The 15673-nt window shown below is 30.2% G+C and carries 12 protein-coding genes; 5 read left to right on the forward strand and 7 right to left on the reverse strand.

The genetic code is table 11. From position 1 onward, the window contains the following. Positions 1 to 158: 158 nt before the first annotated feature. Both fwdA and fwdC read left to right on the forward strand, forming a co-directional pair. A complete protein-coding gene (gene fwdA / locus M2325_RS02545; protein WP_209590569.1) occupies positions 159 to 1862 on the forward strand; it encodes a tungsten-dependent formylmethanofuran dehydrogenase subunit FwdA in 1704 nt (567 codons plus the stop codon). Between the two features lie 132 nt (positions 1863 to 1994). Further along, entirely contained in the window at positions 1995 to 2822 is an 828-nt protein-coding gene (gene fwdC / locus M2325_RS02550; protein WP_209590570.1) for a tungsten-dependent formylmethanofuran dehydrogenase subunit FwdC, read from the forward strand. An 84-nt stretch (positions 2823 to 2906) separates the two neighbouring features. Here the strand turns inward: fwdC and M2325_RS02555 are convergent, their stop codons facing one another. Then, positions 2907 to 3581 (reverse strand): ABC transporter ATP-binding protein, encoded by a 675-nt coding sequence (locus M2325_RS02555; protein ID WP_209590823.1) that lies wholly within the window; start codon positions 3579 to 3581, stop codon positions 2907 to 2909. 445 nt (positions 3582 to 4026) lie between these two features. Next, the gene (locus M2325_RS02560) at positions 4027 to 5214 is read right to left on the reverse strand and encodes an ABC transporter permease (protein ID WP_209590571.1); all 1188 of its coding nucleotides are present in this window, start codon (positions 5212 to 5214) and stop codon (positions 4027 to 4029) included. Positions 5215 to 5463: 249 nt separating this feature from the next. Between M2325_RS02560 and M2325_RS02565 the strand changes: the two genes are divergently transcribed. Further along, positions 5464 to 6819, forward strand: coding sequence for a COG1361 S-layer family protein (locus M2325_RS02565; RefSeq protein ID WP_259050718.1), 1356 nt, complete (start codon positions 5464 to 5466; stop codon positions 6817 to 6819). Positions 6820 to 6904: 85 nt separating this feature from the next. On the opposite strand, the gene M2325_RS02570 is transcribed toward M2325_RS02565, so the two are convergent. Then, positions 6905 to 7561 (reverse strand): hypothetical protein, encoded by a 657-nt coding sequence (locus tag M2325_RS02570; RefSeq protein ID WP_259050719.1) that lies wholly within the window; start codon positions 7559 to 7561, stop codon positions 6905 to 6907. 337 nt (positions 7562 to 7898) lie between these two features. Between M2325_RS02570 and larB the strand changes: the two genes are divergently transcribed. Next, positions 7899 to 8789, forward strand: coding sequence for a nickel pincer cofactor biosynthesis protein LarB (gene larB, locus M2325_RS02575; RefSeq protein ID WP_209631548.1), 891 nt, complete (start codon positions 7899 to 7901; stop codon positions 8787 to 8789). An 80-nt stretch (positions 8790 to 8869) separates the two neighbouring features. Next, positions 8870 to 10003, forward strand: a complete 1134-nt coding sequence (locus M2325_RS02580) for a DUF123 domain-containing protein (RefSeq protein ID WP_259050720.1) — start codon at positions 8870 to 8872, stop codon at positions 10001 to 10003. A 71-nt stretch (positions 10004 to 10074) separates the two neighbouring features. Here M2325_RS02580 and M2325_RS02585 read toward each other — a convergent pair whose 3' ends face one another. The 4 genes from M2325_RS02585 to M2325_RS02600 form a co-directional block, all read right to left on the reverse strand. After that, a complete protein-coding gene (locus M2325_RS02585) occupies positions 10075 to 10806 on the reverse strand; it encodes a YqhA family protein (RefSeq protein ID WP_259050721.1) in 732 nt (243 codons plus the stop codon). Positions 10807 to 10814: 8 nt separating this feature from the next. Next, positions 10815 to 12020 carry a TM1812 family CRISPR-associated protein gene (locus M2325_RS02590; RefSeq protein WP_259050723.1) on the reverse strand — a complete coding sequence of 402 codons (1206 nt, stop codon included), beginning with the start codon at positions 12018 to 12020 and terminating at the stop codon, positions 10815 to 10817. A gap of 203 nt (positions 12021 to 12223) precedes the next feature. Beyond that, positions 12224 to 13828 carry a (R)-citramalate synthase gene (locus M2325_RS02595; protein ID WP_209631546.1) on the reverse strand — a complete coding sequence of 535 codons (1605 nt, stop codon included), beginning with the start codon at positions 13826 to 13828 and terminating at the stop codon, positions 12224 to 12226. Between the two features lie 74 nt (positions 13829 to 13902). Then, positions 13903 to 15576 (reverse strand): carbamoyltransferase C-terminal domain-containing protein, encoded by a 1674-nt coding sequence (locus M2325_RS02600; protein ID WP_259050725.1) that lies wholly within the window; start codon positions 15574 to 15576, stop codon positions 13903 to 13905. Positions 15577 to 15673: the final 97 nt, after the last annotated feature.

Consider the following 15673-nt stretch of genomic DNA (forward strand, 5'->3'; position numbering starts at 1 on the left):
ATTGACTATAAAAATCAAACAATTCAAAAAGATATCAACTAAATGACCTTAAATTATTAATTACATCTATAATCAAAGTATTCAAAATATTCAAAATATTAAGAAATGCAATAAATACAATAAATTTGAATATTATAAAAATATTCAAGGGTGATTTCATGGAATACATTATTAAAAATGGTACCGTATACGACCCTACAAATAAAGTAGATGGCGAAAAAATGGATATCTGTATCAAAGATGGTAGAGTTGTGGAAAAAGTTTCCAACAACGCTATTGTACTTGATGCAAATAATAAAATCATAATGCCTGGTGGTGTTGACTCACACAGTCACATTGCAGGAGCTAAGGTAAATACAGGTAGGACATTAAGACCTGAAGACAGTAAAAAAGACGTATGGCATAAAGAGGGCTTAAGAAAAGGCTCAGGATTCTCAGTGCCTTCAACATACAAAACAGGATATCAATACTCAGGTATGGGTTATACAACAGTTATTGAAGCAGCTATGCCTCCATTAATTGCAAGACACACTCACGAAGAGTTTGTTGACTTACCTCAAATTGATAAAGCAGCTATGCCTCTATTCGGTAACAACTGGATGGTTTTAGAGTACTTAAAAAACGGCGATTTAAATATGTGTGCTGCTTACGTAGCTTGGCTTTTAAAAGCTACAAGAGGATTTGCAATTAAAATCGTTAACCCTGGAGGAACTGAAGCCTGGGGTTGGGGTAAAAACGTTCACGGTTTAGATGACGAAATCCCTTACTTTGGAATCACACCAAGAGACGTTGTAAGAGGTTTAGCACAAGTAAACGAAATGTTAGGTCTTCCACACTCAATCCACGTGCACCCTAATAACTTAGGTCACCCTGGAAACTGGGAAACTACCCTCGATACGATGGATTGTGTAAAAGATATTAAAGCAAAACCTAAACACGGTAAAAGAGATACCGTTTACTACAATACGCACGTACAATTCCACTCTTACGGCGGTACAAGCTGGAAAGACTGTGTAAGTAAAGGTGTAGAAGTAGCGGAATATGTAAACAAGCATGACCACTTAATGGTCGATATTGGACAAATTACACTCGACGAAACAACCACAATGACCGCAGATGGGCCAATGGAATACGATTTGCACATGACCAATGGTTTAAAATGGGCAAACTGTGACGTTGAGCTCGAAACTGGTTCCGGTGTAGTTCCTTTCATCTACTCGCCAAAAGGACCTGTTTATTCATTACAATGGGCTATCGGTTTAGATTTATTCTTACACGCTAATTCCGATAAAGTTATTTTAACAACTGACCACCCTAACGCAGGACCATTCATTAGGTACCCAAGAGTTATCGCCTGGTTAATCAGTGAAGAATACAGAAAAGACTGGATTGAAAACAGAGTTCACAAATGGGCGGCTCAAAAAAGCCACATAACCGATACAGATAGAGAGTACACTATGTACGAAATAGCCAAAATTACAAGAGCTAACACCTCAAAAGTACTCGGTTTAAGTGACGATAGGGGACATTTAGGTTTAGGTGCAAGAGCAGACTTAGCAATCTATGACATTGACCCAGAAGAGAAAAGCGGTAAAAAGATTGAAAAAGCATTCCTTGAAGCAAATTACGTATTTAAAAACGGTGACATAGTGGTTAAAGACGGAAACGTGGTTAAGGAAGTATTTGGTAATACAATCTACGTAGATGCTAAAATAAATGAAGAATTAGAAGCTGAATTAATGAAGGATTTAGAACCAAGATTTAAGAAATACTACTCGGTTAACATCGAAAACTACCCAGTTCAAGAAGCTTACGCTAATCAATGGGAGCCTATAAACATCGATGCTACAGAAATCAAATAAAATAATTAACATTAAAAAATTAAATTAAATTAAAAATAAGAATAAAATTATTAAAATTTCTAATTTATTTTTTAATATATAATGTATAATATATTCGAATTATTAAATAATCACCAAATAACGGGTGAAATAATGAAAGAAATTGTATTTACAGTTAAAAAAGATATTGACGTACCTGTAGAATTAGACAGTTTATTACCTGTTAAACTCCAGGAAATGAGTGTTGAAGAAATCAAAAAGATTGAATTACCTCAGGGAAATAAAAAAATTTCCGTAGAGGAGTTGTTTAATGTAAATGTTAATGAAAATGAAGCTATAACCACTCCAAAAGTTACAATCAATGATTCTTCAATGAAATTAAAGAGAATCGGCGAAAAAATGGAAGCTGGGGAAATCGTTGTAAACGGTGACGCTGGAATGTACGTAGGAGCTGAAATGAAGAGCGGTAAAATTACTGTTAACGGTAATGCGGAATGTTGGGTTGCTCAAAACTTAAAAGGTGGAGAAGTTATAATCAACGGTGACGCAAAAGATTACGTAGGTTCAGCTTACAGAGGAGACTGGAGAGGAATGAGTGGCGGTAAAATTACCATCAACGGAAATGCAGGAACCGAAATCGGCGAATACATGAAAAAAGGCTTAATCGTAGTGAATGGAAATTGTAAAATTATGCCTGGTGTTCACCAAAACGGTGGAATTATTATAATCAACGGAGAAGTTGAAGGAAGAGCCGGTGGAGAAATGTTAAAAGGAGCTATCGTAATTAACGGTCCTTTAAAATCCAAATTGCCATCTTTCGAATATGAAGGAATTGTTGAAGACCCAGTTATTAAATTAACTAAAAAAGATGAAGGAACGCCAATAAAAGGTACTTATTATAAATACATTGGTGACTTTGTAAGTAACAAACCTAAAGGACAGCTTTACTTATCCGTAGAACATAATGACCTTACGTGTTAAAAAATTAAAAAATTTAAATTAAAATAATTTATTTTTTATTTTTATCTTTATTTTTATCTTTATTTTATAAAATATTTTTTATTTTTATTCGTCTCTCTGTAATAATTGTTCTATTTGTCCATCTTTCATTCTAATAACTTTTGTAGCATATTTTAAAAGTGTACTATCGTGTGTAACCATAATAATGGTTATACCTTGGTCGTGTAACTCTTTTATAAGTTTCATAACTTGTTTACCACTTACACTATCTAAATTACCCGTAGGCTCATCTGCAAATAATATTTTGGGTTTATTAGATAAAGCCCTAGCTATTGCAACTCTTTGTTGTTGTCCACCGGATAATTGAGACGGTCTATTATTTTCTTTCCCTTTTAAACCTACTAAATTCAATAGTTTCATAGCTCTTTGCGTTCTAGTATCTGTTTCCAAATTATCCAATACCATTGGTAACTCTACATTCTGTAAAGCGGTCAAAGTGTTTATCAAATGGAACTGTTGGAATATAAAACCGCCTATTTTACGTCTAAATACGGCTCTTTCACTTTCTGCCATATTCACAGTTAAGTTATTGCTAATATATAATTTGCCCGAAGAAGGTGTATCTAATAATCCAAGTATGTTCATTAGAGTTGTTTTACCACACCCACTAGGTCCCAATATCATTACAAATTCTTTTTCGTATATCTTAAGGTTAACATCATCTAAAACTTTTGTTTTAACGTCCGTACCAAATATTCTACAGATTTTTTTGGCATCGATAAAAACTTTTTTCCCTTCGTCATCTTTTTCAGTAGCAGGATGGAAGCCTTCATAAGGGTTATATGAAACATCCAATATTTTTTTGCAATATTCTCTTTCAGTATATAGTTCGCCATCGTGCTGACTATTATTGAAGTTATTTTTTAAGCCCTGCTCTTTGTTAGTTTCCTTTTCTATTGTATCGCTTTCCATAATCCCACTTTAAAATTTTATACCCTAATTAGATTTAATACATTTATCGCATATATATTATTTTGAATTTAATACATTTAATATGTTTTGATTGAAAATAATGTAATATAAAAATAATAGTACAATATAATAAAGTATACTAAAGTATACTAAAGTATAATAAAATATAATAAAATATACTAAACTAAATAATAATAAAAATAAAAAAATAGTGAATTTATTATTATATTTTAAATAATGTATAACTAAATTCTTAATCTCCACGTAAGGTTTCAATAGGGTCTAATTTAGCACCACTTCTTGATGGGAAGTATCCACTTAGTACTCCTACAACGAATGAGAATGCAAGAACGCTAAGTATTAATTCGGGAGTTATCCAAGCTTTTATATATCCATAACCAGCACCTGACGCAATATACTCTGCAATCTTCGCAATAATAATTCCTAGTACTGTACCGGCTATTCCACCAACTAATCCAAGGAAACCGGCTTCTACAACGAATATTTTCAATATAGTACTGTTTTCGGCACCTATGGCTTTTAATATACCTATGTCTTTTCTACGTTCCAATATACTCATATGCATGGTGTTGGAAATACCCACTGCACCCACAATTAAAGATATGCTCGCTACACCGACTAAAAACATTGTAAAGACTCCAAAAATGTTAGAAACTTGTTCGGCAATATTTTGAGCAGTATATACTTGAAAATCATCTTCATTTCTTTCATCTTCTAAGTCTTTTCTCATATCTTCAGCTATTCGTTCTACTTCATCAACATCTTTTACATAAGCTATCATGTATTGATATTTATCAGAATCAAACAATTCGCTAGATTCTCTAGGTATTACAATAGTTTTAGCTTCTCCTGGGTCGCCTACCTCTTCTAATATCCCGACTACTTTGTATTTTTTGTCGGATATTATCAATTTGTCCCCTACTTTAACATCTCTTTCGTAAACGTCATAAGCTACCCCATTGCCTATGATACAGACGGATTTGTCACCATCTTTTAACCATCTACCACTTTCTAAATTGTAATTCAGGGCTTCGGAATATATTGTTGTATATTTGGAAGGGTCAACACCATTAATGGTTAAAAATTGCTCCTCTCCTTTTTTAAATTCTACATTCGCCCCTTTCAGCGAGCCATACATCACCGAGTCTACGCCCCGAACTCTCTCTACAACTTTTACATCATTTTTATCAAATTCAACAACTGTGCCAGTTGCCCCTAGACCTTTAGAATAAACGGATACTATGTTCGCACCTACACTAGTAATACTATCTTGTATGTAGCTTTGAACACCATAACCTAGAGATATTAAGCTAACAATTGCCATTATCCCGATAACAATACCAATAATCGTTAAAAGGCTCTGGGTTTTCTTTTGAATTATGTTACGCCCAGAGAAATAAATAACATCTTTCAATTTCATAAAGCCACCAAGCTATACTGTATAAATAATTCCAATATCAAATTTAGGTATTTTAAATCGACATATACAATTATGAATTATGTAGCTTATATAATTTTCACAAATGATAAAATTGTAATATTAATATATGATGTTCTATAAATTAATAGTGTATAGAAAATTTAGGTTAATAAACTAATTGTTTAAAAATAAAATAGCGTATGGTAAAATTATAAATTTAAAGTTTCAAAAATTTAAATGAGTGAAAGTATGTTAAAAACAAACATAAAATTTCAAAAAATCAAAGAACAATCGAATAATAAACCAAAGAATAAATCGAATACTAATTCCAAGAATAAATCAAATAATTCTTCATCTTTAAATTTATTATTTATATTAATCTCATTAATGATATTATTACTATCTATAAATCCATCTAGTGCTTTACAAGTGGATAACCCACAATACACCGTAGATACTAATACATTCAATACCTCAAATCCTAAAATTATACATCCGGGGGATGACGTGGACATATGGATTAAAATAACAAACGACAATACGGATAAAGAATTAAAAAATATAGAGGTCGAGTTAACTCCCAAATACCCTTTTGAAACTAAACAAGTAAATTCAGTAATTGGAAAAGCTACCTTATCTCATTTAAACGAAGGAGAATCCGACGTAGTACATTTCAAAGTACACGTAGATGAAAACGCACCTTCGGGGGAATATCCTATAATTTTAAATGTAAAAGCAATTAGGTATGATGAAGACTACGAATCAACCCAAGAAATGGGTAAGACTTACTATTTGCCAATTTATGGATTAGCAAAGTTTGAAATGGGTTTATACGGTGAAAGTGAAATAGAACCGTCCGAAACTAAAGCAATATCTTTAAATATCCATAATAAAGGTACTGGAAACGCAAAATATCTTTCAATTTCATTCGCAGGCTCTGAAAACGTGAATATTGTAGGGCCTACAACACATTACATCGGACTTTTGAAAGCTTCAGGTTCCAATAATATAAAAATTAGTGCAAATTCCGTTCCCGAATCAAAACCTGGTGTTTACCCGATAGACGCAACTTTAACGTGGATAGGTGAGGATGGAGCAAGTTACACTGCAAAAATGCCTGTAAATCTTGAAGTAAAAGACGTAATTTATGATAATCAACCTTATATTTATGTAGAGGAAATTAAATCAATTACAACAGGATATGAACTCTCTTTTGCATTAGCAAATCGAGGTTCAGCAGATTTAAGTTATTGTGTAATGAAGTTGACAAGTCCAAATTTATCCAAAGAATATATCTCATATATTGGGGATTTAGAGGGTGATGATTCGGATAGTGGTATCTTTGAAATAGAGTCCTTTAATTCTGGAGCTGGCGGAAAATTACCTGTAAACCTTGAAATTACGTATTTTGATAGTTACCATAAAGAATATACCGTAAATAAAGAGTTTACTGTGGATATACCTGCTAAAAAGTCTGAAGATTCAAATACTATGATTTTCGGAGTAATAATCGGCTTAATAATATTGATTGCAGGTTACTATTTCTACAAAAAAAGACAAAAAAAGAAATTAGCTGAAAAGCTTGAAAAAGAAGACGAAGAATAATGTATAAATAATTATATAACTAAATTTATTTTTTTATTTTTTAATATTATTTTATTTATTATTTTATTTATTATTTTATTTATTTTTAGAAGTTGATAGTTTCTACAATTTCTTCATTATAATTATAGTATGTACCTTTAGAATCGTTTATTTTGGATACTTCCTCTTCACTAGTTGACGCACTATTTCCATCACTGGTATAAGGACTCGTACTAGTTTCTAAGCCTTTATTATCATTTTCACTATCTACTGTATTGGTATTATAGCCTGAATTAGCGTCATAATTGTTATTAGTCGTAAGGTCTGTGTTATCATTATTGGTATTAACATTAGACTCCAAATAGCTATTATCTATAGATTTAACGTCTTTACCTTCTTTAACGGCATTACTAACCTCTAACATTTTATCCATTTGAGCATCGATACTGCTTAACTCATCATCAACCGTATTAAGAATATCGCCAGATTTAGCAACTGTATCTGTAACATTTGCAATTGCATTAGTCATATTTTTAGTATTTGACATATTACCTGCTGAATCCATAGTTTTTTTGGATAGTTCATAGGTTTTATTGGCTATATCTATGTATTTATTGGCTTCGGTTGTAGTATTGTTTATTTTATCTTTAACATCATCGTACTTATCGCTATAGGACCATTCTCCAAATATTTTGGCTCCAAAAGCAATAATAACTAACAAAATTATTAACGGTATAGTTAATTTAAAATACTTTTTTAACATAATTACCACATAGTAAATTATTATATTATTATATTATTATATTATTATATTATTGAAATATAGTTATACATTATAACAGGCATTAAATTTTTACTTTGTAAAATAAAAATTAAAATTAAAATTTATAGCAAGCATTTTATAGTAATTATATTGTGGTTTAAACTATTTATAATTAGTTAAATTATTTCAAAATGAAAAATAGAGCTAATTAGAGCCATAATATAAAATAAGATAAAATAATATAAAATAAGATAAAATAATATAAAATAATATAAAATAAAATCAAAATTATATAAATATTAACTAATGGCTATTCAATTTTCAATATGGGGATATTATGGATTTGGAATTCAAAAATATTTTACAGAAATACAAAGATGGTAAAATAACAGAAAAAGAGGTTGAAAAACTTTTAAAACTATCCTATATTGAGGATATTTTAGATGGGACTGACGGCCTAAGAATAACTAATTTAGACACGAATAGGAGATATCGAACCGGAGTTCCCGAAGTAATCTACGCGGAAGGTAAAGATATTGAAGATACTATCAGTTTTCTTGTAAAAATGTATTTAAAAAATAACTATGCTTTTGCAACTAGGTTAAAAAAAGAAGATATTAAGAATCCGGAGAATTTGGATAAAATAAAAGAAATGATAGAAAATGAATTATCCAAACAATATACTCATAATCATAATAATGAAAATGAAAATGAATTAGAAAACTGTGAAATTATAATAAATAGACGTGCAAGATATATTTATTTGATAAACAAAGATTACGCCGAAAAAATGCAAAATATGCCAAAAATGGGAAAAGTAGGTATATTGGCAGGCGGTACTTCAGATATTCCGGTAGCTGAAGAAGCAAAAATAACCGTAGAGTTGATGAATTGCGAAGTAATTCAAATGTATGACGTGGGTGTTGCAGGCATACATAGACTTTTAAAGCCATTAAAATTAATGATTGAAAAAGAAGTAGACTGTATAATAGCTATAGCAGGTATGGAAGGAGCTTTGCCCTCTGTGGTATCGTCATTAGTGGATGTACCAGTTATCGCAGTGCCTACTTCTGTAGGTTATGGTATGAAGTATACGCCCCTTTTAACAATGTTACATTCATGTAGTCCAGGCATTGCAGTTGTTAATTTAGATAATGGGTTTGGAGCAGGTAGTTTCGCAGGTTTAATTTGTTTAAATTCGTACAAAAAACGAAATGATGAATTTTAAAAAATAAAAATAAATAAAAATAAATAAAAATATTAAAAATATTAAAAAATTAATTAGAAAATAATTTTATTTGGGATACGATGGAAAAAACATCTGAAGAATGTAATAAAGAAAATAATAAAGAAAAGGAATATGATAAAAATTTTATCACTTTTTTAAATTTTTTAAAAGAAAATACCAAAAAAGAAGCAGTTGTTAATAGATTACTCCATGATAGGGAAGATTTAAATCAAAGGGCTTTTAAAATATTGTTATCAACTGTAATCAGTGCGAGAACTAAGGATGATACTACCGCAAAAGTTTCAAAAAAGCTATTTGATAGAATTAAAACATCTGAAGACTTGATAAACATTGATATAAATGAATTAGAGGAAATAGTACACCCTGCAGGGTTTTACAAAACGAAGGCAAAGAATTTAAAAAAGTTGGGTAGTCAGTTAAAAGATAATTACAATAATAAAGTTCCAAACGGTGTCGAAGAACTAACCAATTTGGCAGGCGTGGGTAGAAAAACCGCTAATCTAGTGGTAAGCCTGGCATTTGACAATTACGCAATTTGTGTGGACACGCACGTGCATAGGATTTGTAATCGATGGGGCTACGTAAGTACTGATTTCCCAGAGGAAACAGAGCAAGAGCTTAGATTAAAGCTACCAAAAGAGCATTGGAAGTCAATAAACAATAGCTTAGTTATTTATGGTCAGGATATTTGTAGTCCAACGCCAAAGTGTAATATGTGTTATGACGAAGTTAAGGCAATATGCCCCCATTATTCTAAATTAACAACATTAAATGACAGTTTGAACAAATTAAACTTTAAAAAAGTGTCTAAAACAAAAATACCAAAAGAAAAAGGTACTTATGTATTAAAAATTAATTTAAAATCCCCTAAAAAAATAAAAATTGGTAAAAAAGGCAAAGAAATTAAATTTAGAAAAGGAGATTACTATTACATTGGTTCAGCAATGGGAAATTCTTTAAATTTATACAATAGGGTCAATAGGCACCTTGCAGAGGCTAAAGATAAGAATAATCATTGGCATATTGATTATTTGCTAGAATTCGGAAATATAAAAGAAATTTACATCGTAGAAAGTCCCGAAGAATGTAATTTTGCAAAAAAGATGTTTAAAAATAAAAATATGGAATATGTTGAGGATTTCGGCTGTTCTGATTGTAATTGCAAGAGTCATTTGTTTTATATTCGAGATTAATTTTATAAATTTTATTTTATATTATTTTTTTATCTTTTTTTTAAGTTTTCACTTTTATTACTTTTTCAATTTTATTTATGAATATAATATGCGCTTATTGACAGTACCAATATGGCAATAGCCATTAAAAATACGTCGAAAGTTGTAAGTATCTCCATTACGAGCACTTTTTGGAATAAGCTGACAATTAAAACCATTATTATAACTTTCAATATCTTACTTTTTAGCTCTTCTAAACTATAAACTTCTAAAATATTCTTTGCTTTGCCATCTTCCCATGCTACATCGATTTTTGAGACAAAAAGCTCATAAATACCAAAACTAAATATTAATAAAACCAAACCGATTAAATAAAGGTCGATTGAACCTATTATGCCACTTAATAATCCGTTATGTAGTTCTTCAATAGTTATAATATTATCTGACATTACTTCCATCATGATATGGATTACTTCATAAGAACCTGCTAAAAATAAGGACACTGCACTAATAGTTCCAAAAACAACTGCTAATATGACAATATATCTAGAATTCCAAAGTAGAGATTCGAAATTTCTTTCAATATAGCTCTGTTCACTTGGTTTTTTAATACCTAATCGTTCCCTCATTTTTCGGTCATGCTCGTCTTCTTCTACCAAATGGGTGAATAATTCTTTTACTTCCTCTTTAACTACGATATGCTGTGTATCTTCTTTTTCAATTTTCCTATCATCTTCTTTCGTTTCTTTAATGTATTTATTGCCTTTAAAATATTCCTCTTTTAAATCTTTATTTTCCATACCTGCCCTAAACAATCTAACCATAAAATCCCCTATTCATTTCGTTGAATCCTATAAATATAATTAAGCAACTGAATATAGTGCTTTTCCAAACTAACTTTAAATTTCTCTGAATTTTGTATATGGTTTATTTTATATCCCGCGTGATTTATATCATTTCGCAAATCTGAAACATTCTTATAAATCGTGCAGATTTCCGAATCAATTACCTTCGAAATTTCCTTAACATCTAATTTATAAGTCGAATCGCCTTTAATAAATTCATAAATTTCTGTATCTCTGTTATTTTCCAAATCATGCTCAATTATAAACTTATAAATTAAAGCATCTTCAACAGCTTCTCTAACATTTGAATTTTTTAAATCTTCAATTGTAAAATTTTTAATGTTCAATTGATAAATAAATTGATAAATAACAATGTTTATGATATTTTCTCGCAATAAAGTATATCCTTGCTGGGTTAAATTATTATCAATACACCATTTAACGGCATTTAATCCATTATATAAATTTTCACTGCCAAAATCTTCTATTTTATTCAATATCATATCTAAAAGTGGTTTCATCGGAGGCATAGGGCTACCATTCTTAACCTCTTCAATATAATACTTTAATTTATCGTATTGAAACGTATCAATCTCATATCCTCGTGAACTCTGAATATATTCCGTAAATCTTTCAATGTTATTTCCAAAACTACGTAAATAGGCACCGTATCTATTTTCACCTTGTGATGCTTTAGATATTAAATTACCTCTTTTTTCAGCTAATTTGCGTATTTCTTTTGAATCCCCATTATGAACGAATTTATCGATAGCTTTTGTCCAAGAGAGTATCGTATCAAGGCTTGTTATATCAAAAACGGGTTTTAAATCTGATTTATTATCCAAATAGCTAATACACCCAATTTTTATATTTTTAACAACTTTTAAATAGCTTAATATTGTAATAGTTAAGATTGGAATTAAATAATCTTTGTTTGACAATTTTAAATACACCGTTTCTTCATTATCAATTAATTCATATAATTTATTAAATAATTCCCATATTTCATTATCCATATCATAATTGGTAGGTCTAAATTTAATTATTTTTAAATCACTTGTGTCAAACTTGTCTAATTCATAATTTAGTAAATTACATGAATTATCGATATTATCGACAATATCATTAGTTTCTAAATCTTTTTTATTGTAGATGTATAGTGCATATTCTTCAACAGAGATTATTTTGGACATTTTTTCACGAGTTTTTTTACTGACTTATACTTTGTTTGATATAATTAGATATTAACATTATTATCTAAATATGTTTACGATTGTTTTTAAATATGTTGTTTTATTTTGAAAAAACTATGTAATAAAAGTAAAAATAAGATATAAAGAATAATAAAATAATAAATAAAGAAGAATAAAATAAAGAAGAATAAAATAAAGAATAATTAAAGTAATAAGTTAATTCCATCCATAAGTGCTTCAACAGACGCTTCAATAATATCAGAATGGGCTTTTTTAACTTCTACTACCTCGTTTCCACGTCTTAAATTAACAATTACCTCGATAAGTGCATCCGTACCGCTACTGACTGCTTTAACAGTATAGCCTTCAAGTTCAATGTCCGCTACGCCCGTTAATGCTTTACGAACAGCATTAATGGCAGCATCCACAGGACCGACTCCGTAAGCAGCTTCTCTAATATTATCAAGTTTTAAGTCCTTAGATATCTTCCTATCGTCGCCTCTTTTACGAATATTTGTTGAATCTTCCAAATCAAATGAATTGGATAAATCTGATAACTCAAAAGAGTCAACTCCTCCAGGATTATAATCTTCTGCAAATTTTAAGTTAATAGAAGCAAGTGGCGTAACCTTATTACCTGATATAACAGTTAATTCGTCTAAATAAACTTTTTTAGCAATATTTACCCCTTTAATTTCGCTGATTATGGTTTTTAAATCTATATCGGATATATATTTCCCCAAATCGCCGTAAGCTTTTACTTTATCATACACTTGGTTAAATTCTTTATTATTTAGCCCTATATTCATTAAACTAAGCTTGTATTTTAAAGCAGACTTTCCGCTATGTTTACCAAGAATTATTTTCCGGTTATTACCTACTTCTTCAGGTAATATGGGTTCATAGGTACTCGTATTTTTAATTAGCCCATCAACGTGTATGCCTGCTTCATGGGAGAACGCATTTTCACCAACTATTGATTTATTGGCAGGAATTGGTACTTTTACCAGTTTAGATATTAAGCGAGACGTTTTGGATAATTGACTATGAACGATATCCGATTTTATATTATATAACTTATCGAGTGTCATAACAACTTCATCAATGGGTGCGTTTCCGGCACGCTCACCAAGTCCGTTAACCGTTACATGGCACTCTTTTGCACCTGCGTTTATTCCTGCTACAGTATTGGCCGTGGCCATACCGAAGTCATCATGACAATGTATAGATAGTGGTGTTTTGATATTTTCAACAATTTTTTTAACCAACAAACTTGATTTATCGGGGGTTAGGATACCTACAGTATCGCAAATACACGCTCTATCAATATGGTATTCTTCCGCGGTTTTGAATAATTTAATTAAAAATTCTGGGTCGCTTCTCGTAGCATCTTCTGCAGAAAGTTCCACAATTAAACCGTGTTCTTTGGCGTATTCTATGGATTTTAAAGCTGATTCAACTATTTCTTCTTTAGATTTCTTCAGTTTGTATTTCATATGAATTTCAGAGGTAGGGATTACAATATGGACGCTATCAACGTTACATTCTAGGGCTTTATCGATATCTAATGGTAAAGACCTAACAAATGAACATATTTCAGCGTTTAAATTTTGATTTACAATCTGCTTAATTGCTTCTCTCTCTCCTTTTGAAGTTATTGGACTACCTGCTTCAATAATATTAACGCCTAATTTGTCAAGTTCCATTGCTATTTCTAATTTATTACTCGGCGTTATCGATATAGATGGTGTTTGCTCACCATCTCTTAATGTAGTATCGAATACAACCACTTTTTTTGAATTTTTCATAATATCCCTACTTTTAAATCCCTTAATATATGTTATATTTTATTAAAATTATTTATTAAAATTATTTTATAAATTTATACGTTTACCTTTTCAATTAATACATTACCCAGTAGCAAAGCATCACCCACAAAAGAGCGAATAGCGTCATCTACGTTACAAACAATAGGTTCACCGTGCAAATTAAAGCTAGTATTTAGTACTGAATAACAAGGTTGAGAATTTAACCCAAAATTATCCCCCAGCGACTTAATAATCTCGTAATACGTGGTATTATACTCTTTTTTTAACATTTGTGGTCTTGTAGTGCCATCTTGATGTATAACTCCACTCAGAGGGTTTTTTAAGTTTTTTAAGTTTTTTAATTCGTTTGAGTCTGAAGCATTAAATAAAAATGCCATGTGTGGGCTATAAAATGGGTTTTCAACATAATCTGAAGCATATTCCCATAAGATAGTTGGTGCATAAGGCATATGTTCATATCTATTTAGTAATTTATTAATTTTTTGAGCGTTTTCACGGGTTGGCAATGCTATAATACTTCTATTCCCTAAAGCACGAGGTCCAAACTCCATTCTACCTCTGCAAATGCAAATTATTTTATTATTTATTAATAAATTAGCAACGCTATTCGGAATTTCATTTTCTTCTAAATAAGTAACTTTAAATTTATCTATTTTGAAGTTATTAACTTTTTCAATATCGTGAATATCCAAATCTGGAATTTTATTCCCTAAATAAGTATTCATATTCCTAAATCCTTCTAATTTTGATTTAGAATTAATAGATAATGCCAATAGACAAGAACCCACACTTAGACCTTCATCAGATGGAAAAGGTGGCACATAAACAGAATTTACGCAATCCATATTGTTTATTTCCATATTGAGTTTAACATTTTGAGCAACGCCTCCCGAAAGTACAACGTCTTCAATTCCAGTCTCTTTTACAAAATTTTCAATCATTAATTTGGTTGTTTGTTCCAATTTTCGCTGAATAATTTTTGAAAGAACTATTTTTTCAGGAATACTATTAAAATCACAAATGGGATACGATTTAGACATTTTAAATAATTTTTCTAATTCCCTGGTCGATTGACTGCCTGTAACTCCCAAATAATTTTCAAATGTTTTAGTTTTTGTATTGTATTCGATAATTTTATTTTCAACGTTTGAAAGGGCTTTTTCATAGATTTCATTATATTCAGAATCTAAATCATAACCTGCTAAACCCATGACTTTGCCTTCATCTTCCATAGGTTTAAATCCTAACAATTCAGTGAATGAAGCGTAAATATCACCCATGGAGTTAATATTATCACTTTGAGCAATCTCCTCTATTTTATTATTTTTTGCAATGGATGTCTTAGAGGATAAACCATCACCCGCACCATCAATGGTAACTATTAAATACTCTTTTCCTTTTTTAAAGTCGTGATTTAGTTTATATAATGAAGCGTGACATAAATGATGGTCAAAATATAGTAAAGGCTTGTTTTGATTATTTGAAAACTCTTTTAATTTATTTAATCGGTTATTTTTTCTAAATTTTCCACCAACAGTGATTAAATCAATTTTTGATTCTAAATTTTTAAAAACATTGTTTATTGAATTTTTAGGAAATCCTCGAATGTTTTTTACCCTGGTAATTCTTTCTTCGCTTATAGCATATTCGATTTTACATTTATTACCTTTATTATCGTTAAATAATGATATACTCGAATTATGCCCGTCATTAATCCCTAAAATCATGTTATCGCTTCAAATCATACGTTTAAATATTTATCTTTATAGATGTATTTTTATATTTTTATATTCCCATATTCTAAATATGTTATTATCAAATATT

Source organism: Methanococcus voltae PS (assembly GCF_024807035.1).
Taxonomy (GTDB): Archaea; AGJL01; Methanococci; order Methanococcales; family Methanococcaceae; genus Methanococcus; species Methanococcus voltae.

Coding starts and splice junctions, on each gene's coding strand:
- fwdA (WP_209590569.1), top strand. CDS start 159: ATGGAATACATTATTAAAAATGGTACCGTATACGACCCTACAAATAAA.
- fwdC (WP_209590570.1), top strand. CDS start 1,995: ATGAAAGAAATTGTATTTACAGTTAAAAAAGATATTGACGTACCTGTA.
- M2325_RS02560 (WP_209590571.1), bottom strand. CDS start 5,214: ATGAAATTGAAAGATGTTATTTATTTCTCTGGGCGTAACATAATTCAA.
- M2325_RS02565 (WP_259050718.1), top strand. CDS start 5,464: ATGTTAAAAACAAACATAAAATTTCAAAAAATCAAAGAACAATCGAAT.
- M2325_RS02570 (WP_259050719.1), bottom strand. CDS start 7,561: ATGTTAAAAAAGTATTTTAAATTAACTATACCGTTAATAATTTTGTTA.
- larB (WP_209631548.1), top strand. CDS start 7,899: ATGGATTTGGAATTCAAAAATATTTTACAGAAATACAAAGATGGTAAA.
- M2325_RS02580 (WP_259050720.1), top strand. CDS start 8,870: ATGGAAAAAACATCTGAAGAATGTAATAAAGAAAATAATAAAGAAAAG.
- M2325_RS02585 (WP_259050721.1), bottom strand. CDS start 10,806: ATGGTTAGATTGTTTAGGGCAGGTATGGAAAATAAAGATTTAAAAGAG.
- M2325_RS02590 (WP_259050723.1), bottom strand. CDS start 12,020: ATGTCCAAAATAATCTCTGTTGAAGAATATGCACTATACATCTACAAT.
- M2325_RS02595 (WP_209631546.1), bottom strand. CDS start 13,828: ATGAAAAATTCAAAAAAAGTGGTTGTATTCGATACTACATTAAGAGAT.
- M2325_RS02600 (WP_259050725.1), bottom strand. CDS start 15,576: ATGATTTTAGGGATTAATGACGGGCATAATTCGAGTATATCATTATTT.